Genomic DNA, 22,217 nt, shown 5'->3' with positions numbered 1-22,217 from the left:
AAGAGGATCGAGGATGATCAACCGCTCCAGCCGCTACGCCGTCGCTCAGCCTTCCCGCCCACCTTCACGAGTCTGGCTCTTCGCCCGAGCGAACGCAGCCGCCGCAGCTGGCGGTCACAGCGGCAATAGTGTAGCGACAGCGACAGCAGCAAAAGCAGCGACGGGGGTCCTGGCCGTGCCCACACCTGGAACGACGCTTTATGTTTACCGCGACCATCGCAACTGGGTGCGTACTCTGGACTGGTCGCCCGATGGGACATGTATCGCCTCTGCCAGCATGGACGGCACCGTGCAGGTCTGGGAGGCCGCCACAGGCAGTGAGCGTTTTACCTATACTGGTCACCGGGGCCAGGTCCTGACTCTGGCCTGGTCGCCCAATGGGGCCTATGTGGCAACAGGTGGTAACGATCGGACCATGCAGATATGGAACGCCGCCGATGGTGAGCGGCTGCTCTCGCGCCGTGACCACGCGCGCTACATTCTGGCGCTGGCCTGGTCGCCGGTGGGGGCGAAGCTGGCCTCCGGCAGCGAAGATGGCCTGGTAGAAATTTGGAGTTTGAAGGACGGCGATATTATCTTCACCTATGGCGGTCACAGCCATAAGGTGCTGGCCCTGGCCTGGTCGCCAGAGGGACGGTCTATCGCCTCCGTCTCCTGGGACGGCACCCTTCAGGTCTGGGAGGCGAGCAACGGCCATCAGCTCTTTGCTCCCCGGCAGCATGACACTCCTTTGGGAGCCTTAGCCTGGTCGCCCGACGGCCAGTATGTGGCCTGCGGCGGCTTCGGCGGCCAGGTCTATTTATGGAATGCCTCCACGGGCGAGGCTGTCGCCAGTTACGCGGCCCATCCCGGCTGGGTCAACACCCTGGCCTGGTCCCCTGACGGGCGCTTTCTGGCCTCCGGCGGGGACGACGGCCAGGTGCACCTCTGGGAGCTGGCCGCCCGCTCGATCACCTTTACCTATACGGGTCACAGCGATCAAGTCAACGCCCTGGCCTGGTCGCCCGACGGAAGCTGCATTGCCTCCGCGGGCGACGACCAGACCGTGCAAGTCTGGTTCACTCCTTGATCGCCTGCACAACGACCAGCGGCATCAAGCCGCCTCCCTCATCCCGCCTGGAGGCGACGCGCAGCCCGGCCTCGGCGAGCGTTGTGAGCGTGGGGCGATTCCAGTGACAGTTGCCCGCACAGCGTCTCATCAGGGGCGTCAGCAGGTCTTGCAGCCGTGCCGTCACGGGGCTGGCTGCGCGTACGTGCTCCACCAGGAGCAAGCGACTTCCCGGCCTGAGCACGCGCCTAATCTCGGCGAAGCCCCGCGCTGGCTCCTCAACCGAGCAAAAGACCAGCGTGGCAACCGCGCTATCGAACGTTGCGTCGGCAAAGGGCAGCTGCTCTACACGCGCCTGATGGAGCAGAACCGGCACCGGGGCCTCCTGCTGGCGCCGCCGGGCATAGCGCAGCATGGCTGGGTCCGGTTCGACAGCCTCGACTCTCTCAACCCGCTGAGGGTCGTAATAGGCGAAATTTAGCCCCGTACCAGCCCCTACCTCCAGTACATGGCCCTGTGCCATCCCTACTATTTCCCTTCTCAGGGCCTTCTCCCACTCACCCCCGGCGCGGCTCAGTCGCTCGTAAACGGTGGCAAAAAGCGGATGATGAATACTCTGCATGGTGTTTGACAGCTTTCTTTAGAGAATGTTACTATAGCTGAGAGCGCGAGCCGACTCTCCTACACCGGCAACCTGCGCGCCTCAGCCAACGTGTAGAGCACTGAAGCACGCAATGCCATGCACAGCAAGGCAACGACGACCGGAGACCGTGGCCCCAGTCTCTGTCTGCGTCCTGGCCGGCCCGGCTCCTCTCTCAACGGAGTAACGTAACGGATGTACAACGACGATGCTACTCCCATCTATTGCGATCGCTGCGGCCAGGCAAACCGCCCACAGGCCCGCTTCTGCTTCCACTGTGGGCAGCCCTTGCCAGAGCGCCCTCTCTCTGCAACACCCGGGAACGAGAGAGAAACCGCTTCCGATTTGAGCACCAGCACCGGCAAGCTTCCGATCAATCATCTGCTGCGGCAGCGCTACCGCATCGTGGCCCTGCTCGGCAAGGGCGGCATGGGAGCCGTCTATCGCGCCCAGGATACTCAGTTTGGTGACCGCACTGTGGCAATCAAAGAGATGAGCCAGAGCGGTCTCGGCCCGGAAGAGATCGCGGAAGCAACGGCGGCTTTCAAACAGGAGGCCCTGCTGCTAGCGAACCTGATGCATCCCAATCTGCCGCGCATCTACGACCACTTCTCGGAAGAAGGGCAGTGGTATCTGGTGATGGATTTCATCGAAGGTGAGTCGCTGGAGCAGTATCTGCTGCGCTGGCAGCGGGAACATCCAAACGGCCCGCCCGGACTGCCAATTGCCGAGGTGCTGGATATCGGCATTCAGCTCAGCTCGGTGCTCAGCTACCTCCATAGCCGCCAGCCTCCCATCATTTTCCGCGATCTGAAGCCGAGCAATGTGATGCGCACCGCCGAGGGCCATCTCTACCTGATTGACTTTGGCATCGCGCGCCACTTCAAGCCAGGTCAGATACGCGATACCCGTGCCTTCGCCTCGTGGGGCTACGCCGCCCCCGAACAGTACGGCAAGGCCCAGACGACGCCGCGCTCCGATGTCTACAGCCTGGGCGCCACCCTGCACCATCTCCTGACCGGCCAGAGTCCTACGCAGTCCCCCTTCCGTTTTACGGCGATGCATTCGTATACACAGCCGCTGGAGTACGAGCTGGAGAAGCTGATTATGCTGATGGTGAGCCTCGATGAGCAGCAGCGCCCAGCCTCAATGGCGGCCATTAAGCAGGAGCTGCAGCGCATCGCCGCCATGCAGACAAGTAGCCAGCTCATTAATCAGTCGCAAACTCTGCCTTCGTTGACGGCGGCCTCCTCAGAGACGCCCGCCCCCGCTTCGCCAGCGACTCCCGTTGGAGCCGCAGGCACGCCCGAGATCATCTCGATGCCGACGCCAGCGCCAGGCGCTTCTTCTATTACTCCACGCCTGGAGGTGTCTCCGTCAACACCAATGCCTGGCAGGCGCCTCTATACCTACAGCGGGCACAACGAGCGCGTCTTTGCTCTGGCCTGGTCCCCTGACGGGCGCCGGGTGGTCTCTGGCGGCTACGATCACACTCTCCAGGTCTGGGATGCCACCACAGGACGGGAGATCTTCGCTTACCGCGGCCATCAAGAGCCGGTGCGCACCGCCGCCTGGTCGCCCGATGGCACCTACATTGCTTCAGGCAGCAACGACCACACGGCCCACGTCTGGGAGGCCGCCAGTGGACGCCGCGTGACGACCTTCCGCGGCCACCAGGATTCCGTGATCTCCTTGAGCTGGTCCCCCGATGGTCGCCTGATCGTCTCCGCCAGTTTGAGCAAGCAGGCTCTCGTCTGGGAGGCCATGACGGGCAAGCGCGTGGCGACTTTGCGCGGTCATACGAGCCTGGTGAGCGCCGTGGCCTGGTCACCCGATGGGAGCCGCATCGCTTCCGCCAGCCTGGATAAGACCGTTCGCATCTATGACATCAGCTCCTGGGAGGTCATTTTCGTCTATCAGGGCCACTCCGATAGCGTGACTACCCTGGTCTGGTCACCTGACAGCACACGCCTGGCCTCCGCCGGCGAAGATAAGACCGTCCAGGTCTGGGACGCCACCAATGGGCATCACATTCTGACTTATACCAATCACAGCGATGAGGTGACCGCCCTGGCCTGGTCACCCGATGGGGCGCGCCTGGCCTCCGCCGGCGAAGACAAGACCGTCCAGGTCTGGGACGCCACCAGCGGCGACCACCTCCTGACCTATAGCGAGCATCCCGAGGACGTCAACGTCGTGGCCTGGTCGCCCGACAGCACGCGCCTGGCCTCCGCCGGCGACGACGGCCAGATCCACGTCTGGCAGGTAGCCTGATGAGCCAGGCACCCGGGCCGCCCGTCCAAGGCCAATTGTCCGCTCACTCTCAGTAGCGCCCGTGTCCTTCCCGCCCCTTTCAGCGGCAGAGAAGACATGGGCGTTTCGTTTCTACTTGCTGACCGCTTTTCACTCGGGCTTCCAGAAGTCGAGCAGATACTCGAAGGTGGTACCCATTGTAATATAATTGCTGGGCCAGCCGAAGATCCCTACACGATTGACAATATTCGTACGGTCCCAGATGATGATGTTGCGCAACTCGTAGCCGGCCAGGCGCAGGGCCTCGATCACGGCCAGGTGGATGGTGATGCGTTGGTTCTCCCACCACATGTCGGTGACGTTGACGACGCAATGAGCACGCTTCTTGAGCAGGGGTAGTAGCCCAGCAAAGATTTCACGCATAGCCTCAGCGTAGGCTCCCAGCTCTAGCGTGCCCAGGTCTTCAGGAAGCTGGCTGTACTGCTCAACACGATGGTACTGATCGTTTTTACGCGCCTGACCGCGTCGGCTTTTGTTGAGACGCGCACGGTTGAGCAGGTTAGCGTAGGGTGGCGAGGTGACGATACAGGCCACGCTCTCGGGGTCCAGATACAAAGGAATGTTGCGCGCATCATCCTGGAGGGCAAGCTGACGAGCCTGGGCCGCCAGGGGATCGCCGGGCACTGGCACACAACTGAGCCGTTCCTCCGCCAGGGCGACGTAGTCAGGATGGATGTCGAAGCCGACAGCGTTGCGCCCGACGTCGCGGGCAGCGATCAGGGTGGTGCCGCTCCCCATGAAGGGATCAAGCACCAGCTCGCCGCGATGGGTGAAGAGTTCAATGCAGCGCCGCGCCAGGGCAATAGGGAAGGCCGCCGGATGCCTCTGCTTGTCGCGAATGTCGCGTTTCTCGTAGGAGAACTGCCAGACGCCCAACTGGCATTTGATCCATTCTTTGGGCGTCTGGCAGTTGAGGTGGGAGGGATCACAGTGGCAGGTACGCTGGCCACTAATCATGAGTTTCTTCGATTGGGCTTCCATGAGATGGCTGTCCCTCCCTTCCCGCTCTCCCGCTCACTTGGAGACAGGCAGGGTGGAGTTTGGCAATTGCAACAGAGACGTGGACCAGGGACCAGGGACCAAGAGCCGTCAGTCCGATTGGAGTGCCCTTGGCTAACTGGATCGATCTATCTACCTACTCTATTATTCTACCCTCCTCATACTACGTTCTCTTGCGCCCAACAATAATCTGCCTGGTACCTTTACCAAAAGGCCGCCGCTCGTAATCACCATAGATGGCCTCTACGGCGAAACCGCTGGCGAGAAAGAGTAGCTGTAACTCACGCGGAAAGTACATGTGGAGATCGAGCTGGGTGAGATAGCGCTCGTTCTCCCCTTGCTCGGAGAAGCGTTCGTGAATCCAGACCATGTGCTCAAGCTGCTCACATGGATCGTAGCGACGGCTGCTGTAGATGAGCAGGGTACTTTCGCTGGCGGGGTCGCCGATTTCGTCTTCCAGATAGAGCTGGGTGGGACGATTGAGGGCGGCGCTCAGATAATCGAGGTTGGGCAGCAGCACATCGATAACAAAGCGCCCTCCAGGCGCCAGATGGTCGTATGTGCAATGAAAGGTTGCTAACTGCTCTTCTATAGTATAAAGATGACCTGCCGAGTTGAAAGGCAAGAAAATCAGGTCAAAGTTGCCGCAGGCGGGCAAGTGATAGTTACGCATGTCGCCCTCATGGAGGATGACCCGGCGTTGAACCTCCAGCGGCTCGCCTCCGAGCTTGCGCCGGTAGGCGGCGAGCATCTGGGGCGAGCTATCCAGGCCCTCAATGAGGAGTTCGGGGAAACTGCGCGCCAGGGGCAGGCCAATGCGCCCGCTGCCACAGGCCAGTTCCAGCACATGCCGAGGCCGATATTCTTCGATCAATCCATGCCAGAAGGGAACATCTTGTTCGCTCTGGCTTTGATATTCCAGATCGTAATCCTCAGCTCGCTCGTAATACTCACCAACACAATAGGTCATACTGGTCCTCACCAGCCAGACATCAACACAAGACGGCGCGTAGAGAGCAGGTCCGGTACCGATCACAGAACAGGCTTACTACGCACAAAGGCCCCTTTTGCAGGGGCAGTAGCAGAGACAGGGGAAACGGTTAGAGAAGGAAAACGATGGAGGAGAACGGTAGAGGAACCGCTCTCACCATCTATAGTAGAGTTTAACATATGGCGGACCTGGTGCGCAAGGGCTGGCCTGGGCCTTCCTCGGTTAGCGCCTTTCTCCTCCTTGGCTGATCCCGCTCTCCCCCTCCTTCAGCCCACGTGATATATTACGGTTGACCCACGACTATGCCTGGCGACGTGGACGGCGCCGGCAGCAAACGGCTACCATCAGGAGAGCAGCCGATGCTTCGCGCTGTCCTTTCCTGGTGGATAGCTGCAACCTATTCGCGAGCAAAACTACACTAAGTTTTTTCTAGTGAGTGACAGAGGGACATAAGGAGTATTCTTATGAAAATCAGAGGGAAAATTGTGGCGACCGGCCTCATTGCCAGTGGTGTGCTGGGGACGGTGGCGGTGGTCAATAAGATTACAGAAGCACTGGCCGGCGAGCTGAGTCCCGGCCTTGCCGGAGAGGGGCGCCGCTATCCTTGGAAATATGGTGATGTCTTCTACACCATGCAGGGAGCGCGCGAAGCGAAGCCTCTGGTGCTCGTGCACGGCCTTGGGCCTGGCGCCTCGTCCTACGAGTGGCGACGCAATATTGAGGCTCTGGCTCAAGACTTTCGCGTCTATGCCCTGGACCTGCTTGGCTTTGGCCTCTCCGACCGTCCGGCCATTGCCTATGAGCCGCAGATCCTCAGTGATCTGCTCAGCGATTTCCTGCGCGAGGCGGTGCGTGCACCGGCTCTCGTTGTGGCGCGCGGATTGAGCGGGGCCTACGCCATCGCCGACGCCTACCGCCATCCGGGCAGCTACGAGCGGCTGGTTCTGGTTTCGCCCCCAGAGACGATGCTCGAAGAGCCTTCCCCAAGTCCGCTGCAAGTGGCCATGCGCTTCGGTTTGCGTCTGCCGCTCGTGGGTCAGTTTGCCTACAATCTACTGACGACCCGGCGCGCGATCCGCAATTACTACGAAGAGCGGGCCTACTATGACCCCTCTCTCATCAGCGATGAGCTGATCGAATATACCTATATCAGCGCTCATCAGCCCGATGCGCGCTTCCCGGTGGCCGATCTCCTGGCTGGCAAACTGCATGCCGACGTCAGTGAACCGCTTGCGCGCCTGACTGTGCCGGTGATGGCGCTCTGGGGACGCAACGGCGCCGGCGTCAGCGCCGCCTTCAAACGCATCAATCCTCAGCTTGAAACGCACGTCCTTGAACGCTGCGGTGAGCATCCGCACGAGGAACAGCCGGAGACCTTCCATTCGCTGCTTCGCTCCTTTGTTGGCAGCGCCGTCTAGGTGACCTTGTGAGATGTGAGTCTTCCAGGCAGCCCCTGCGGGTCTCTGGGTTTGAGCAGTAACGTACAGAAGAAGCCGCAGCCTCAGACGAGGCTGCGGCTTTGTTTTCTCTTGCCTGAGTCGGCCCGAGCCATCCCCCTCTCTCAGGCTCATGGGCGATGGTACGGCAGATGAGGCCGGAACTGCAGCGCCTGGGCTTTCCGGAGACGACTGAGGGCCTGATCCACTGCCGCGGCCTGGCGATCCATCTGCAGGCGATAGAAGACGCGCAAAGCCGCCCGGTAGCAGTTACGCGCCTGCTCCAGGTAGCCACTCCTGCTGCGAGGATCGCGCCCCAGCTGGCTATAGGTCTTGCCGCGTTCAAATTGTAGCTGGGCCCATTCACAAGGGAAAGTCTCGCGCGTGTAGACCTGCAGGGCCTGATCGTAGCAGGCCAAAGCCTGGCGCAGCGCTACCTGACGGCTCCTGCCTCGGGCTGGCAGACGGCGGTAGGCCCTACCCAGCGCCTGCACGGTGGCCGCCCAGAGGGTAGGAGTGCTGTCGGGCCGGTAGACCTCCAGGGCCGCCGTATAGCAGGCTATGGCCTGCCGCAGATGACGGTAGCGATTGCCCTCGCGCAGGCTGCTCCAGGCATCGCCCAGAGCACGCTGGAGCTGGGCCCATTCTTCGGGATGGCCTTCGCGCGCCAAGACCTGCAACGCTGCCTGATAACAGCGTATCGCCTGGCGCAGCAGACCAGGCTGGTGACCTGCCAGTTGCCGCAGAGCTACACCCAGGTTGTGCTGCACTCTGGCCCATTCATATGGGAAAGCTTCGCGTGTGTAGACCTGCAGCGCTGCCCGATAGGCCGCAATGGCCTTGTGCAAGAAGGTGTAGCGCGCCGGCCCCAGACAGTCGGCATAGGCGTTACCGAGATTGCTCTGCGTCAGCGCCCACTCAACGGGATGGCTGCTCCGGCTATAGATACGCAGGGCCGCCCGGTAGCAGTCGATGGCCCGCGCCAGATATTCCTGACGTTTGCGCCCGGGTAGACTGCGGTAGACATTGCCCAGGTTGAGCTGCGTCGCCGCCCAGTCGAGCGGCGCCGTCTCAGACGTGCGTATCTCCAGCGCAGCCTGGAGGCAAATCAAGGCCCGCTCCAGATAGGAATGCCGCTCCTGCTCCTCTCCTACACTGGCCAGCCCGGCATAGGCAATACCGAGATTGCTCTGGAGCCGCGCCCACTCCCACGGATAGGCATCGCGGGTAAAGACTCGTCGGGCCGCCTGGTAGCACATGATGGCGCGTTCGATATTGACACGACGTGGCTGACCAGGCAGCTGAAGATAGGCATTGCCGCGATTCTGTTGCACCGTCGCCCACTCGTAGGGATGGGTAACATGGGTATATATCTGCAGGGCGGCCTCGTAGCAGGCAATAGCGCGTTCCAGCCGCGGGCGACGATCGCGCGCGGGCAGACTCAGATAGGCCGTGCCCAGATTGTTCTGGAGGCGTGCCCACTCCAGAGGATGCTTCTGGCGATCGCAGAGGCGGAGGGCCGCCTTGTAGCAGGCTATGGCTCTTTTCAGGTTGCGATGACGCCCCCCCGCTGGCAGATCCCCCCAGGCATTACCCAGGCTCTGCAGGGTGATCGCGCGCTGGAAGGCAAACTGTTCGCCGCGGAAGACGCTGAGGGCCGCTTTATAGCAGGCTATGGCCCGCCTCAGCTGCTCGCCTCGTTCTCTGCCCGGCAGCTGGCTGTAGACGGTGCCCAGATTGTGCTGAAGCTGCGCCCACTCGCGCGGATACTCCTCCCGCCTGTAGACCTGTAACGCCGCCTCGTAGCAGGCTATGGCTCGCCTCAGATTCGCTTCGCGCTCGCCTGCGGCCAGTTGGGCCAGCGCATCCCCCAGCCCTTTCTGGGCAGAGGCCCACTCGCGCGGATACTCCTCCCGCCTGTAGACCTGCAACGCCGCCTCGTAGCAGGCTATGGCTTCACTCAGCTGTTGTTGCCGATCGCCAGTGGACAGCTTCGCGAGAAGATGGCCACGCTCAAGCTGTGCCGCGGCCCACTCGGCATCTTGTCGCATATCATGATGGTCGATCATACCAGAACTCAGCCCCCTGCTGGATTACTTCGTCCCTACTGGAACAATCGGCTTGTTCCAGCCTTCGCTTGAGATGCTCGTCCTCCAAAGCCGCCGGCCCTCTCTGACCGCCCTTACTCCTGGATGAGCAAGGCAACGGCTACCGACAAGTCAGCGGCGGACGACAGGGGCAGATTGGTTGATGAGCTATTGCGAGAGACGACGAGCGATGGGTTGATCTGGCTGACACTTTTAGCTTAGAAAACGGAGCCGTTTCTGTCAAGCAGTCAAGCAGACAGGCCAGATAGAGACCTGCGGCTGGTCAACAAGCAAGGACGCGCTATCGCTGGTCTGCGCCCTCACCAGCATCTGTCAGCAGGGGCAGAGTAAACCAGAAGGTTGATCCGGCTCCAGGCTGACTGGAGACACCGACGCTCCCCTGGTGACGCTCAATAATGGTTTTACAGATGTGCAGGCCCAGGCCAAGACCAGGGCTGGCGCTCCCTTGGGCCTGGACGCCAGGAACGCGGTAGAAGCGCTCCCAGATGCGCCGCTGCTCGGCGAGAGGAAGACCCGGCCCCTGATCACGTACAGAGACACGAGCCTGGCATTCTTCACACTCAATTGAGACTTCGATCGGACTCTCGCGTGGCGAGTACTTAATGGCGTTGGTGAGATAGTTGGTGATAACGAGGCCGATGCTCTCAGCATCAGCCAGCACCATGATGGGCGCTGGCTCGTTCTCCAGTCCCAGCTCCTGGCCAGCCACCAGCAGACGAATACGCCGCTGAGTCGCTGTCGACTGCAGATCGCTCACCGTCTGACGGACAATGGATAGCAGATTCTCAGGCCGACGCTGCACCACAAGGCGATCAGCCTGGGCCCGCGAGGATTCCAGTAAGTCGCGCACCAGGCGCGTGAGCAGGCCGGTCTGGCGGTCTGTTCGTTCCAGCAGCTCCTGGACGATGGCCAGTTTTTCACGCAGCTCAGCGGTCAGGGACAGGCGCTGCAGATGGCGCCGGGCAAGCTGGACATTGCCCTTGATGGTGGTCAGCGGGGTCCTGAATTCGTGGCTGGCGATACTGAGAAACTCATCCATACGACGGTTGCTCTCACGCAGAGCCAGCTCATTGGCGCGCGCTTCCGCTCGCTCGTGCAAGAGACGCTCGTGCTCAGTGACCAGGGCCGCCAGACGGGCCACGGCCCTGACAAGCGCCATCTCTTCGGCACTATATTCGTGCTCACGCTCGGCCTGCTGAATGCGGATCAGGCCAATCAGCTGCTGGTCAATGAGCATCGGGGCAATCACTGCCGTATAACGCTCACCAACCTCGATCGGAACAACCCTGCCGTCAGCTCCGCGCTGACCAAGCAAGCGATCAGCCCTTAAGGCAGCAACAGCCTCGGGGGAGAAACAGAGAGTGAGCTGGGGCTCAGCGGAACAATCCGCAGACAGCCAGTGTTGCCAGCGCTCGCCAGCGCCTTCATCACCGGCATAGGCCAGGAGCTGGAGCATTTCGCTCTCCGGCGCCAGGTGCAGGATCACCACCTGATGGCAGTTCAAGACCTGACAGATCAGTCGCGCCAGGCGGTGCGTAATTTCGTGCCTCTGTTGCGTGCAGGACCCGTCTGCCTCGACGGATGGGGCGCCTGCCTGTTGAGGCGGCGGGCCAGCCAGGTCGCGAGGGATCTCTACCAGGGCCTCGGCCAGAGCAAGCAAGGCCTCCAGAGCCTCGTGGGTACGGCGCTCTAGCAGATAGCGCTCGGTAACATCGCGCCCAATGGCCACAGCCCCGATGACACAGCCGCGGTCATCGCGCACCGGCGAGCCGCTCACGCTGATCCGCCGCTCGCAACCGCCGGGCAGACGCAAGAGGAGATCGCTCAGCGGGGCATCGGCCAGCACCTCACCCCGTAGCAGGCGCTGCGATGGCCACTGCTCACGTGGCAACGGCTGCCCTGCGGCATCGCGCAGGTCAAGCAGGGCCAGATAGTCATCGATGGTCATCTCTTTGTCAGGGAGCGGCGCCACGCGGCTCAAGAAGCGGCGGGCCGCGGCGTTAACGCTGAGAATCTGCCCTTCGCAGTCAAAGATAAAGACTGCATCGGTCATGGCCTCAAAGGTCGCCTCTAGCTGATTAGCGCGTAGAGTCGCCTCGTAGGCCGTCTGAACCAGCTCGTCTTCAAGCCGCTTGCGGTCGGTGATGTCCGTGCAGGTGCCCACCCATTCGCGAATGCTACCGTCAGCTTCACGGACGGGGACACCGCGTACCCAAAAGGTGCGATAGACACCGTCGTAGCGCCGAATGCGATACTCGATCTCGTAAAAGCCACCGCTGGCCAGCGCCTGTGACCAGACGTGCAGCGTCCCAGGCCGGTCGTCAGGGTGGACAGCCTCTAGCCAGCCCAATCCCAGGACCTCCTCAAGGCTCTGCCCGGTATAGGCTCGCCAGGACGGCGAGTCCTCTTCGACCAGTCCCTGGGCACTGGCCACCCAGACAATCTGAGCCGTGGCCGCTACCAGTGAGCGATAGCGCTCTTCACTGCGCCGAAGGCGCTCTTCAATGCCGGCGGCTTCGCCCGGCAGTGGAGGAAACGCTTCCCCAGAGGGAGCCGGTGGTAATTCTGGGAATGTGCTCATGGCGCTCCTGCTCTTTTCTTGATCGCCGTTCCCGCTTTCGGCTCAGAGACGCATTCGGGGAAGTTCCATCAATATGGGCATTTTCCTTGTAATTGATATATCAATATGTTTTGTGGCAACAGTCTAAGTGTAGCAGAGATAGCGGGAGTGCGTCAAGTTTTTGCAGGCTGGCTCACACCCACCTCTACTGAGAGCCAGAAGATTACCACCAGCTTGACAGCCAGGTCGCAGAACAAGGGCCCGCCGCCAGGTGAAGCTGAGCACGGAGTCCAGACAACACCAGGAGGCAGGGCATGATAGAACAGAAGCAATACCGCTCGCTTGCTGATCAGCGAAGCCGCAGTGGCGGATTGCCTTTGCCAGCCGCTTAGCTAACCACGGCGCGGCGGAAGGTATAGATACCCAGCCCGAGGAAGGCGACGAAGGTCACGCCCAAGCCCAGCAGCACCCAGCCGATGCCCAGCGTCGGCAAGGTGTAGCCGTGGACAGGAGGCACCATTGCATAGCGCAGTCCTTCACAGGCATAAGTCAAAGGATTGAAGAGAGTGATCACCTGGAACCAGCGAATCCCGTCGAGCTGACTCCAGGGATAGTAGGTGCAGCCAGTGAAGATGAGCGGCGTAAAGATCAGGGCGAACATCAGACCGATTTGCTCAGGCTTCACCAGCGTGCCGATGGTCAGTCCAAGGGTAGCCCCAGCCAGAGCCGTCAGCACCATAATGCCGATGATGACCCCGATGGCATCGGTGCGCACACTATAATTGCTGCCCAGTACCCAATAGGCTAAGGGGAAGATGATGGCCCCGGCGATCAGCCCGCGCAGGGCCGCAAACAGGATCTTTTCGAGCGCCACCAGGCTCACCGGCAGCGGCGCCAACAGGCGATCATCGATCTCACGTCCAAAGCCCAGATCCAGGACCAGGGGCAGGGTCACACCCTGCAGGGCCGTCGTGACTACTGTGAGGCCGACGATGCCGGGCAGCAGGAGCGAGGCATAGCTCTGCTGGGCGGCACCAATCGAGGGCAGCACCTTGCCAAAGATGAAGAGAAAGAAGAGAGGCTGAAGCAGCACCTGGATCAGGAAGGGGATGAACTCCCGTCCCGTCACCACCAGGTCGCGGCGTAAGATGGCAAGAAAAGCCACCAGGATCATCGCCAGCCGGTTGCGAGGTCGTCTCTCTCTCGCTCCTTTTTCAATAAAAATTGCATCTATCGATGTTTCAACGCTCATGAACGGAGATTCCTTCCTGTCAGAAAAATGAAGACATCTTCGAGGCTGGGGCGAGCCACATGGAGATCGCGCAGCTCGGCACCGCTGGCGCTCACAACGCGCATGGCTTCGACTGCCAGTTCGCCCGCTTCTTCGCCATAGAGGCGGAAGGAGCGGGTGCCATGATTCTCCTGCCCGTCATCGGCGGGCAACTCTTCGACGCGCGGGCGCCCCGGTAACTGCTCTAGCAGAGCGCGCAGGTCACCGGATGAGGCGGCCCCGTCTCCTCTGGAGGCCTCAACCTTCTGAGGAAGACGCAGACGCAGCTCCAGGCGCGTCCCGCCAGGCACCAGCTTCTTCAGGTTATCGGGCGTATCAAGCACCAGGATACGGCCATGATCCATAATAGCAATGCGCTCGCAGAGCTGTTCGGCCTCCTCCATATCGTGCGTTGTCAGGAGAATGGTCACGCCGCGTTCGTGCATGGCGCGAATACGGTCCCACAAGAAGAGCCGAGACTGCGGATCAAGGCTGTTCGTCGGCTCATCGAGGAAGAGCACATCGGGTGAATGCATGAGGGCACGCGCCAGCATCAACCGCTGCGCCATACCGCCCGAGTAGCGTCTGATCTTTTCGTGGCCACGTCCCTCCAGGCCCAGCTCTTTGAGCAGGGCCTCGGCCCGTGCCTCGCGCTCGGCGCGTGGTACGCCATGATAGGCGGCGTGAAAGGTCAGAATCTCGCGCGCACGCAGGCTCTGGTCGAGGTTGCTGCGTTGGGGCACTACCGAGATGTGCTGCTTGACCCCGATCGGGTCGCCTACCACATCAACCCCCATGATCCGCACCGTGCCGCTGGTGGGCAAGACGCTAGTTGTAAGGATGCCGATTGTCGTGGTCTTACCCGCCCCATTGGGGCCGAGCAGGCCAAAAATCTCGCCGCGTCGCACGCTGAAGGAAATGCCATCAACGGCGTTGACCTTGCTCCGCGGATAACGCTTGACCAGATCGCGCACCTCAATGGCCAGCTCTTCCGTCGTCTCTGTCTGCATCGATGTTCTTCTCTCCAGGTCTGTTTGAGTCATCTTCTACTCTCTTTGCTCACTTTCTACAGCTTCAGCAGCTGTGATAGACCTGCAAGCAGACGCAGCCCGGTAACAGTGAGACCGCCGCTCAAGCTGGCGTGTTCACCTGGACTGGAGACCGCCCCACTCCCATCCACAGCATCTGGTTACCCACACCGTTGCCGATCATGAGCAGGTCTACTCATGACTAATCTCCCCCGGTCCTGACAGCGCACCAGCGATCCTTGCAGCGAGGCTCTCACGCTCACGGGCTACTTCCGTAAGGAAGTCAGCGCAGCCAGCAGCATGCTGGTGGCGCTGACTGTCCCTGCGGTGCGTCTCGGCTTAGCATAATTCTACATCAAGGTAGCTATTTATGCCATAGTCTTTGTCATTTTATCACAAGACTGTCAAAAAATCAACATCTCCTGATTCTGAATACCATGACAGTGGAGAGATACGCTACTGCCCTGCCATGCTGCCTGCTAGATATCCAGAAACTCCACGCCGTCTTCCTGCTGGTCGGCTTTCATGACCTGACAGACTGCCTCATAGAGTTCCACTGGTAGATGAGCGCGCAGCTCCTCCAGAGAATCGTAGATCTCCAGCCGATAGTCGTAGTCCTGGGGCCAGCAGGCCCACTCACGACGCCGCCAGGTCTGTTGTGACCAATACCGCCAGTCGCTCCAATCCGGCCCTTCCCGAAGGTGGACAGCAAACTTGCCTTTAGGCGTCTGATAGATGCGGTAGAGTATTTCGCGGCCCTCCTCTCGCTGGCGACTCAGACCGCGGGCCAGCAGGCGCCCTAAAAAGCGCTTATAGACGTGGGCTATCCTGCCTACCCTGACCGTCACTTCCTCAAAACCTGCGCGTCGTGCCTCCTCTCGCTCCACAAAACGGCGGAGGGCCGCCGCAATGGTAGCCGAAAGGTTGCCGCCTGCTAGTTGCTGAGCCTTCTCAAAGATTGGCAGATCAGCCTCTGCTACATAGATGGTGCGATTTGGCAAAGTCGGTACCTCCTGTACACGCTTCGCTGCGCTTTGCCCTTCAGCCAGGCGCAAAGAGCGCTCCGCTTCAGCCTTGTCACACAGTCCCGCCTCGCCCCCCTGCCTGGTTTCGGCGAGACAGGCTATCCGTCTATGTCTACGTATATGTAGCCCAGATATGGGCAAGGGTAATATATGTATACGTATATTGTCAAGGGAGAGAAAAAGAGGCAGCTATCGCAGCACTAGAGCGCTTCGCCGTGGCAGTGGAGTGACGGCCTGCCACGGCGCCAAGTCAAAGCCAGCTAGGAGCAACCCCAGAGCACATCGACGTAGTTCGCCGGTCCACTGAAGCGCAGGAGGTAGCTGCTGGGGCAACCTGTTCCCTGAGAGAAATCCCGCACGATCACGCGCACCTGCTGTACTCCCTGGGGGTGAATCTGCCCGCTTGCCGGGAGTAGATAGATATCGCTGCGGCCACCTTCGCCTGCAGGGACCGGCCAGAGGCTGCTATTGCCGCCAGGGCCGGCGATGCTCGTGGACCAGGAGAGGTTTTGCTGAGCTGCGCCCCGGCTGCTCAGGGTCAGGTTGCAGGACCAGCCCGGGTAGCCGCTGTTATCAACCGCCGGCAATGTGTAGACGCAGTCGCTGCTGCTGGCGCCGGGGTGAGCCTGCAGGCTGGTTTTATCGGCCAACAGCAGAGGCTGAGCTGCCTGGGCTGTGGCGGTAGCAGCGAGCTGAGCCTGAACCTGGGCTTGAGCAGCGGCAGTAGCCTGAAGCTGGGCACGTTGCTGTGCCTGGACGGTAGCGGTGACCTCTTGTTGAGCGCGTGCCGTGGCGGTGGCTTCTTGTAGAGCGCTTGTCGGCGCCGCGCTGACCCGTGTCTCGGCCCGGCTCTCTCCGTCGGGCCCCTGTGGCGCCCTGGCTGTGGTCACACTCTGCGCGGGGCTCTCATTCTGGCTTCCTCCTCGTAGGGCAGCAGGCTGACTGGTGATCAGGAAGTAGGCCAGGAGGCCGCTGCTGACAAAGAGCAGGGCCAGGACCAGGAGCACGGTCACAATCTGAGCGGCGCTGCGTCGCGGCGGGCGGACCAGCCGGCGCAGTTCGGTCGTGCTCTGGCTCCTCGGAGGAGGCGCCGCCATCGGACTCGATGCTGCCGGCGTTGGTACGGCTTCAAAGGTGGCCCGGCACTCGCCCGTTGCCCCCGAGCGGCCTGATAGAGGATGAGGCTGTGTGACACTGAAAGCTGGCGTCGGAGCTGGGGAAGTCATCGCGGGGAAGGTCCCGCTCAGGGTCGTTCCCTGTCCCTGTCCCAGCTCGCTTCGGCCCGGCCAGTCCACCCAAGGCTCACCCTGGAGCAGCGGTGAGGGCGGGGGAAAGGGTAACTGCGGTACCTCGAAGGCGCCAGACGACAGCGGAGTGCTTGCTGCTACTGTGACAGGCATAGCCGCCCCAGAGCCGCCACCCTCCACCGCGCCGGTCAGCAGCTCGTCGGGCACCACATCAAGCTTGAGCAAGAGGTCCGGCAAGGCTTCCTCCGCCGACATTGACCAGTCTGCCCCGTGACGGCGCCAGCCGGCGACCCGCAGTGTCTGCCCATCGACCACGCCCGGCCCGATCTCTACCTCGACTTCTTCGCCCGCCACGTTCAAACGCCGGCGCGTTCCGTGCCGCGCTTCGCTCCGGCTAATGGCCAGTCGCACCTCAATCAGTCCATCCTCTCCCGGCCAGCCAGATTCCTGCTCCGCCTGTTCAGAGTCTGGCAGCAGGGCATTGCCGGTCACAGCCTGCTCCAGGGCTTTGGCAAAAGCGGCCACTGAGCCAAAACGCTCCTCGGGACGTTTGGCGAGAGCCTGCAGCAGCACCTGATCAATGGCCGGCGAGAGAGCCGGATTCTGGCCGCTGGGTGGCGGCGGCGCCTTTTGCAGATGCTGGAACATCAGCGGCCCCGGTCCACCTTGAAAGGGAGGCTGGCCGACAAGCATTTCATAGGCCATGATTGCCAGGGCGTACTGGTCAGTGGCGCAGGTCGGCTGGCCTTCCCATTGCTCGGGCGCCATGTAGATCGGTGTCCCACGAATAATCTGACCCGTGGTCAGGCTGGCCTCGGCAATACGAGCAATGCTGAAGTCGCCCAGCAAGAGATGCAGGCGCCGCGGTTGCCGCGGATGGAGCTGTATCAGCAGGTTGGAGGGTTTGACATTGCGATGAATGATCTGATGATCATGAGCATGCTGCAGAGCATCCGCGGCCTGACTGACGAGATCACAGACCTCTTGGGGACTTAACGGCCCGAACTGCGAGCGCAGACGTAGCCAGCCCGCCAGCGAGCCTTCGGGCCGATAGGGCATGACCATGTAGAGGAGCAGCAAGCGCTGCCAGGACTCCTCACCGTAGTCGTACAGGTCCAGAATGTGAGGATGATCTAGCCGGGCAATGGCCTTCAGCTCACGCTCAATATATCGTCTCGCCTGCGAGGCGGCGCTGGCTTCAACGCAGGTCGTAGCTTCGGCGGTGATGATTTTGATGGCTACCCGGCGCCGCATATGGAGATCATCGGCCAGGTAGACCTCGCCCAGGCTTCCGCTGCCTAGTGAGCGCACTAGACGATAGCGACCCTGAGCTAGCTGTGTACCCTCACGTAGCATTACCTTCCCCGCTTTCTCCAGCCCAGTATTTCTTCTGCTATTGCAAATATATATGGACATACACTACAAAAATGTACTATGTCGGCTATGCTTAACTATAGCATATTCTTGCAGCAAGAAGAAACAGCTGGGATATTGCTCCCGGGGGAATAGGGGAGAAGAAGATCAGCAATGAGCGTTCCACTCTGTCCCCTACTCAGGTCAGGGGGAAGAAGAGAATGGAATCTTCCTGGTTTGGCGACTGAACCGGGACAGCCACTAGCCTGGCAAGTAAGAAAGAGACACCCGTTAGGCCGCCGCTGCTTCAAGGCAACTGGAGAGAACCGCGCTCGCGGCGCGGTGGAGAGTGAGCGCGGAAGCAGACGCAGCACGGGCGCTCTGCATGTAGAAACGCCACGCCTTTCGACTTCTAGCGCATCTTTTTGCTGTCCTGCTTGCAGAGAGGGGCTGGGCCGCCTCTCTCCAGCCTCAGCGCTGCCTGCCGGCTCGCAGAGTTGTGCGGCAGGAGCGTCTTTCATACTGACGATCGCCTCAGTGTCGCTAGAATATGCTATGATAGCAATAGTCAACCAGAGAGGCCAGGTCGGCCCGCCCAGCTTTTTACCTGTGCCATTGAGCGCATGGATAAGTGGGCAAGGGATGCCTGGCCTGACCTCGACCCTGGTTCACTTGCTTTACAGAGTAGCTCGGCTATTCATGTTTCATCTAATCTATGGCAAGGCCCCCCTGGAGGCCACCAGGCTGAGATTGACCATCAAACCGCCCGGTCGCTACAATAGGGCTGGACGCCAGGAGCAGGTAGACCGGAGCGCTTTCTTGCCAAGAATCAAGGAGGGTTAATGCGTATTCGCAAAGCCGTATTGCCAGTGGCGGGACTGGGCACGCGCATCCTGCCCGCAACGAAAGTTATCCCGAAAGAGATGTTGCCGCTGGTCGACAAGCCAACCTTGCAATATATCGTCGAAGAGGCCGTGGCCTGCGGCATCGAGGAGATCATTTTCGTCACCAGCAGGAGCAAGCGCAGCATTGAGGATCATTTCGATGCCTTTCCCGAGCTGGAGCAGCTGTTGGAGCAGCGTGGCAAGTTGCAGGAATTGGAGGAGCTGCGGCGTGTGCAGCAGATGGCGCATTACAGCGCTGTGCGTCAGCCCGAGCCACTGGGGCTAGGGCATGCCATTCTCTGTGCACGGACCCTGGTAGGCGATGAGCCGTTTGTGGTCATGCTAGGCGATGTGCTGGTCGCTGAGGAAACGCCTTGTTTACCCCAACTGATGGCGATCCATGAGCGCTACGGTGGCTCGGTGGTCGCGCTTGCCCCCGTGCCAGATGAACTGATTCCTAGCTACGGCATTGCTGCGGTGGAGGAGCTAGGAGAGCAAGCGTTGCGGATCACCCACCTGGTGGAGAAACCGCCACGGGAGCAAGCGCCCTCCAATCTGGCGGTTATGGGGCGCTATCTGTTGACTCCCGATATCTTTCCGCTGCTGGAAGAGACACCGCCTGGCTCCGGTGGAGAAATCCAGGTGACCGATGCTCTTGAGCACCAGGCACGTGAGGGGCGCTGCTACGGTCTGCGTTTCACTGGCACCTACTATGATACTGGTACGCGTTTGGGTCTGCTGACCACAACGATCACCTATGCGCTCAAGCGCCCCGACCTGGCGCCTGATCTGCGCGTCTTTCTGCGGCAGGCCCTTCAGGAAGCGGAGGGCTAGCCTCGCCTCGCTCGCAGCGGTCGCCCTCCAGCCAGCCAGCCGGCCAGCAAGAGAGGCAGAGAGCCGGGAATGAGGAAGAGCACCACAGGTCATCCAACACTGTGTTTGCCTCTCTCCTCTCCCCGGCTCCTTGTTGATCACATCGCTGCCTTGTGCCAGAAGAGCAGCTTTATAATGAGATGAATTATTCCTGTGCCTCCGCTTTCTTCCGACGCCGGGCTGCCCCTCCCAACTTACCGATCCGGCTGTAAAAGTCAGGGTCTTGTCGCGCCTTGGTCGCATTGCCACCCTTCTTCCCCATCTCAGAAAAGTGGGCCGGACCATACTTCGTGACGTTGGCCTGGCCACCTTTCTGGGCAATCTGGCGGTAGTACTCGCTCCCGCGCTTCTCTTTGAGAGCTGTACCCCCCTTCTTGCCTATCTGGCGATAATACTCCCCACCATATTTGTCGCGGACAACACTCCCCCCTTTACGACCGGCCTCGACCGTTGACATCGGCGCCGGCTTCTCCTCTTCTCTGGTAGCCATCACCATTCCCTTTGCTCGGGCAAGCTCCCAAGCCAAAACAAAATATACAGGCTCCTCGCCTGTGGCGAAGAGTATACTGAAATCCCCCATTCTTGTCAATGAAACGGGCATCCTTAGTCATTTCGGTACCGGGCCGGTACGATCCCCCACTCCTCCGCCTTTCATACCCATTCCTGATGATCCTGGCTTGCTGGCAGCCTGGCCGCTCCCGGCCTCAAGCTGGCTAACCCAAGGTGTTCACAGCGCCTGCCATTCCCTGGACAAATCCTTTTCCAGACACTATACTCTTCCTCAGAGTCTCTTAGTCTGGTTACGAGTCTCCCTGGTACCTACCTGTAAATATCGCAGTGCTTTGGTCTTGTCCATTTTGCCACATGCCTGCTGGAGGGACACGTCAAGGAGCTACAGACCGCATGGAAGAGCGAAGGTTTGAGAAGCGCCCGCGATCTTTGATACTGGCTCCGGTTTTTGTCCGCGTAGATGAGCGGTGCCGTGTGCCATCCCCTCTCTCTCGTCCGAGCTGGCAGGAGCTTGTTGTTGGCTGGTTACGCTACCAGGCGACTCAGCTCCGCTGGGACATCGAGCGTAGCCTTGCTCGTCTGTTCCACCGCTCCTGGATCGATCTGCGACGAGAGCAAGGGGAGCGCCGTGGGGGCGAGAGTAATCGCTAGGAAGGTAGCGATGGACGTCTGAGACGCAAGGCTCGTCGAGCCTGCTCCCGCAGCTGACGCGCTAACGCAAACTCTGAGGCCAGACGTTGATAGAGCGCTTCCCATTGGCCAAGGACGCGCTCACGGTCGTGTTGTGCAATAATCTCCAGGCTCTTGTTCCCCATCTGCCTGCGCAGCTCAGGACGCTCCAGCAGATAGTCGATGGTCTGCGCCAATTCTGTGCTATTCCCCGGCTCAAATAGCAGGCCATTCTCGCCATGATGGACCAGCTCGGGAAGGGCATAGGCATTGGCCGCCACAACGGGTAAGCCACAGGCCATCGCCTCCATTGTGGCCAGGCTCTGCAGATCCGCCTCCGACGGGATGACAAAAAGGTCGGCCATGCGACGAATCGCCAGGAGATCGCGATCGGCCACGAATCCAAGAAAAGCCACGCGCTCCTCAATCTGCAGACGTGTGGCCTGCGCTCGCAGCTCAGCCTCCGCCGGCCCTGTTCCCGCTAGCACAATGTAAGCCTGACTCCTGAGTTGGGCCACGGCATCTAAGAGGACATTGACTCGCTTTTCCTCGCTGAGGCGATTGACGTGCAACACCAGCGGGCGATCAGTCGGCAGATGATAGCGCTGACGCACTTCCTCATCGGCAGGCCCCGGCCTGAATTTCTTGAGATCCACCCCATTGGAGATGACCCCCGCTGGCGCGCGCAGCCCATGCTCATAAAGGAGGCGCAGAGCTGTATGGGTCGGGGTTGTCACATATTCACAGCGGTTGTAGAAGTGGATCAGATAGCTATAGCTGAGCGTATCGAAATGTCTGCTGAAGCGCTGATCACTGGCCAGGGTGCGGCTAATGTTGATCGGCAGATAGTGGTTAGTGGCAATGACCGGTTTGCGCAGCCCTCCGGCCAGCAGCTGGGCAATGTTCCCCAAGACGATCGGCGAGTGGATATGGATAATGTCAGGATTGCCTTGCTTCAGCAGGCGCCGAATAGGCAGGATGGGCAGGAAGGGAATGCGCATGTCACGATAAGTGGGCCACTCGAAGGATGTAAAGCGATAGACATGTACTCCTTCTTCGATACGGTGGACGTCGCGCGCACCCTGGCAAGGAGCGACCACCCAGACCTGATGGCCACGGGCAGCCAGGCCGACGGCCAGATCGTGGGTGACAACAGGCACGCCCCCTACCATCGGCGGATACTGGTCAGTCACAATCATAATACGCATGTCTATCGCTCGCTTCTTGGCATAGTATTTGTGCAGGCGGCCAGGTACAGGAGAT

General features: G+C 60.7%; 16 protein-coding genes. 5 read left to right on the top strand and 11 right to left on the bottom strand.

Annotation, left to right across the window (positions count from 1 at the left end; all coding sequences use genetic code 11):
• Positions 1–13: 13 nt before the first annotated feature.
• A complete protein-coding gene (locus tag A4R35_RS15765; RefSeq protein ID WP_189361898.1) occupies positions 14–1,069 on the top strand; it encodes a WD40 repeat domain-containing protein in 1,056 nt (351 codons plus the stop codon).
• On the opposite strand, the gene A4R35_RS15760 is transcribed toward A4R35_RS15765, so the two are convergent.
• A complete protein-coding gene (locus A4R35_RS15760; protein WP_112430987.1) occupies positions 1,059–1,670 on the bottom strand; it encodes a class I SAM-dependent methyltransferase in 612 nt (203 codons plus the stop codon). The two genes, A4R35_RS15765 and A4R35_RS15760, sit on opposite strands and share 11 nt — an antisense overlap.
• Positions 1,671–1,883: 213 nt before the next feature.
• Between A4R35_RS15760 and A4R35_RS15755 the strand changes: the two genes are divergently transcribed.
• On the top strand, positions 1,884–3,962 hold the full coding sequence (locus tag A4R35_RS15755; protein WP_112430985.1) for a WD40 repeat domain-containing serine/threonine-protein kinase: 2,079 nt from the start codon (positions 1,884–1,886) through the stop codon (positions 3,960–3,962).
• Positions 3,963–4,091: 129 nt separating this feature from the next.
• On the opposite strand, the gene A4R35_RS15750 is transcribed toward A4R35_RS15755, so the two are convergent.
• Positions 4,092–4,982, bottom strand: a complete 891-nt coding sequence (locus tag A4R35_RS15750) for a DNA methyltransferase (RefSeq protein ID WP_112430983.1) — start codon at positions 4,980–4,982, stop codon at positions 4,092–4,094.
• Between the two features lie 181 nt (positions 4,983–5,163).
• Positions 5,164–5,970: a class I SAM-dependent methyltransferase gene (locus A4R35_RS15745; protein WP_112430981.1), complete on the bottom strand. Its 807-nt coding sequence runs from the start codon at positions 5,968–5,970 to the stop codon at positions 5,164–5,166.
• A gap of 485 nt (positions 5,971–6,455) precedes the next feature.
• Between A4R35_RS15745 and A4R35_RS15740 the strand changes: the two genes are divergently transcribed.
• Positions 6,456–7,409 (top strand): alpha/beta fold hydrolase, encoded by a 954-nt coding sequence (locus A4R35_RS15740; RefSeq protein ID WP_112430979.1) that lies wholly within the window; start codon positions 6,456–6,458, stop codon positions 7,407–7,409.
• A 149-nt stretch (positions 7,410–7,558) separates the two neighbouring features.
• On the opposite strand, the gene A4R35_RS15735 is transcribed toward A4R35_RS15740, so the two are convergent.
• The 6 genes from A4R35_RS15735 to A4R35_RS15710 all read right to left on the bottom strand — a co-directional run bounded on the left by A4R35_RS15735 (position 7,559) and on the right by A4R35_RS15710 (position 18,021).
• Positions 7,559–9,496, bottom strand: a complete 1,938-nt coding sequence (locus A4R35_RS15735) for a tetratricopeptide repeat protein (RefSeq protein WP_112430977.1) — start codon at positions 9,494–9,496, stop codon at positions 7,559–7,561.
• A gap of 319 nt (positions 9,497–9,815) precedes the next feature.
• Positions 9,816–12,116 (bottom strand): sensor histidine kinase, encoded by a 2,301-nt coding sequence (locus A4R35_RS15730; protein ID WP_112430975.1) that lies wholly within the window; start codon positions 12,114–12,116, stop codon positions 9,816–9,818.
• A 367-nt stretch (positions 12,117–12,483) separates the two neighbouring features.
• Positions 12,484–13,347 (bottom strand): ABC transporter permease, encoded by an 864-nt coding sequence (locus tag A4R35_RS15725; protein ID WP_223258359.1) that lies wholly within the window; start codon positions 13,345–13,347, stop codon positions 12,484–12,486.
• The gene (locus A4R35_RS15720) at positions 13,344–14,408 is read right to left on the bottom strand and encodes an ABC transporter ATP-binding protein (RefSeq protein WP_223258358.1); all 1,065 of its coding nucleotides are present in this window, start codon (positions 14,406–14,408) and stop codon (positions 13,344–13,346) included. Before A4R35_RS15720 ends, A4R35_RS15725 begins: the two co-directional genes overlap by 4 nt.
• A 464-nt stretch (positions 14,409–14,872) precedes the next feature.
• Positions 14,873–15,394, bottom strand: coding sequence for an EXLDI protein (locus tag A4R35_RS15715; protein WP_112430968.1), 522 nt, complete (start codon positions 15,392–15,394; stop codon positions 14,873–14,875).
• 284 nt (positions 15,395–15,678) lie between these two features.
• The gene (locus A4R35_RS15710) at positions 15,679–18,021 is read right to left on the bottom strand and encodes a serine/threonine-protein kinase (protein WP_189361896.1); all 2,343 of its coding nucleotides are present in this window, start codon (positions 18,019–18,021) and stop codon (positions 15,679–15,681) included.
• Between the two features lie 839 nt (positions 18,022–18,860).
• Between A4R35_RS15710 and galU the strand changes: the two genes are divergently transcribed.
• On the top strand, positions 18,861–19,736 hold the full coding sequence (gene galU / locus A4R35_RS15700; protein ID WP_112430962.1) for a UTP--glucose-1-phosphate uridylyltransferase GalU: 876 nt from the start codon (positions 18,861–18,863) through the stop codon (positions 19,734–19,736).
• 184 nt (positions 19,737–19,920) lie between these two features.
• Here the strand turns inward: galU and A4R35_RS15695 are convergent, their stop codons facing one another.
• Positions 19,921–20,265: a hypothetical protein gene (locus tag A4R35_RS15695; RefSeq protein ID WP_069804776.1), complete on the bottom strand. Its 345-nt coding sequence runs from the start codon at positions 20,263–20,265 to the stop codon at positions 19,921–19,923.
• A gap of 413 nt (positions 20,266–20,678) precedes the next feature.
• On the opposite strand from A4R35_RS15695, the gene A4R35_RS15690 reads away from it, so the two are divergent.
• Entirely contained in the window at positions 20,679–20,936 is a 258-nt protein-coding gene (locus A4R35_RS15690) for a hypothetical protein (RefSeq protein ID WP_112430960.1), read from the top strand.
• On the opposite strand, the gene A4R35_RS15685 is transcribed toward A4R35_RS15690, so the two are convergent.
• Entirely contained in the window at positions 20,933–22,162 is a 1,230-nt protein-coding gene (locus tag A4R35_RS15685; RefSeq protein WP_112430958.1) for a glycosyltransferase, read from the bottom strand. The two genes, A4R35_RS15690 and A4R35_RS15685, sit on opposite strands and share 4 nt — an antisense overlap.
• Positions 22,163–22,217 lie beyond the last annotated feature (55 nt).

It is taken from the genome of Thermogemmatispora tikiterensis, assembly GCF_003268475.1.
GTDB classification, from domain to species: Bacteria; Chloroflexota; Ktedonobacteria; order Ktedonobacterales; family Ktedonobacteraceae; genus Thermogemmatispora; species Thermogemmatispora tikiterensis.
Note: the sequence above shows the minus strand (reverse complement) of the source record. Positions and strands in the feature narration are given on the sequence as shown.

Bases quoted from the DNA above. Each gene is read 5' to 3' on its own strand.
- A4R35_RS15765 (WP_189361898.1), top strand. From the start codon at position 14: ATGATCAACCGCTCCAGCCGCTACGCCGTCGCTCAGCCTTCCCGCCCA.
- A4R35_RS15760 (WP_112430987.1), bottom strand. From the start codon at position 1,670: ATGCAGAGTATTCATCATCCGCTTTTTGCCACCGTTTACGAGCGACTG.
- A4R35_RS15755 (WP_112430985.1), top strand. From the start codon at position 1,884: ATGTACAACGACGATGCTACTCCCATCTATTGCGATCGCTGCGGCCAG.
- A4R35_RS15750 (WP_112430983.1), bottom strand. From the start codon at position 4,982: ATGGAAGCCCAATCGAAGAAACTCATGATTAGTGGCCAGCGTACCTGC.
- A4R35_RS15745 (WP_112430981.1), bottom strand. From the start codon at position 5,970: ATGACCTATTGTGTTGGTGAGTATTACGAGCGAGCTGAGGATTACGAT.
- A4R35_RS15740 (WP_112430979.1), top strand. From the start codon at position 6,456: ATGAAAATCAGAGGGAAAATTGTGGCGACCGGCCTCATTGCCAGTGGT.
- A4R35_RS15735 (WP_112430977.1), bottom strand. From the start codon at position 9,496: ATGATCGACCATCATGATATGCGACAAGATGCCGAGTGGGCCGCGGCA.
- A4R35_RS15730 (WP_112430975.1), bottom strand. From the start codon at position 12,116: ATGAGCACATTCCCAGAATTACCACCGGCTCCCTCTGGGGAAGCGTTT.
- A4R35_RS15725 (WP_223258359.1), bottom strand. From the start codon at position 13,347: ATGAGCGTTGAAACATCGATAGATGCAATTTTTATTGAAAAAGGAGCG.
- A4R35_RS15720 (WP_223258358.1), bottom strand. From the start codon at position 14,408: ATGACTCAAACAGACCTGGAGAGAAGAACATCGATGCAGACAGAGACG.
- A4R35_RS15710 (WP_189361896.1), bottom strand. From the start codon at position 18,021: ATGCTACGTGAGGGTACACAGCTAGCTCAGGGTCGCTATCGTCTAGTG.
- galU (WP_112430962.1), top strand. From the start codon at position 18,861: ATGCGTATTCGCAAAGCCGTATTGCCAGTGGCGGGACTGGGCACGCGC.
- A4R35_RS15695 (WP_069804776.1), bottom strand. From the start codon at position 20,265: ATGGCTACCAGAGAAGAGGAGAAGCCGGCGCCGATGTCAACGGTCGAG.
- A4R35_RS15690 (WP_112430960.1), top strand. From the start codon at position 20,679: ATGGAAGAGCGAAGGTTTGAGAAGCGCCCGCGATCTTTGATACTGGCT.
- A4R35_RS15685 (WP_112430958.1), bottom strand. From the start codon at position 22,162: ATGCGTATTATGATTGTGACTGACCAGTATCCGCCGATGGTAGGGGGC.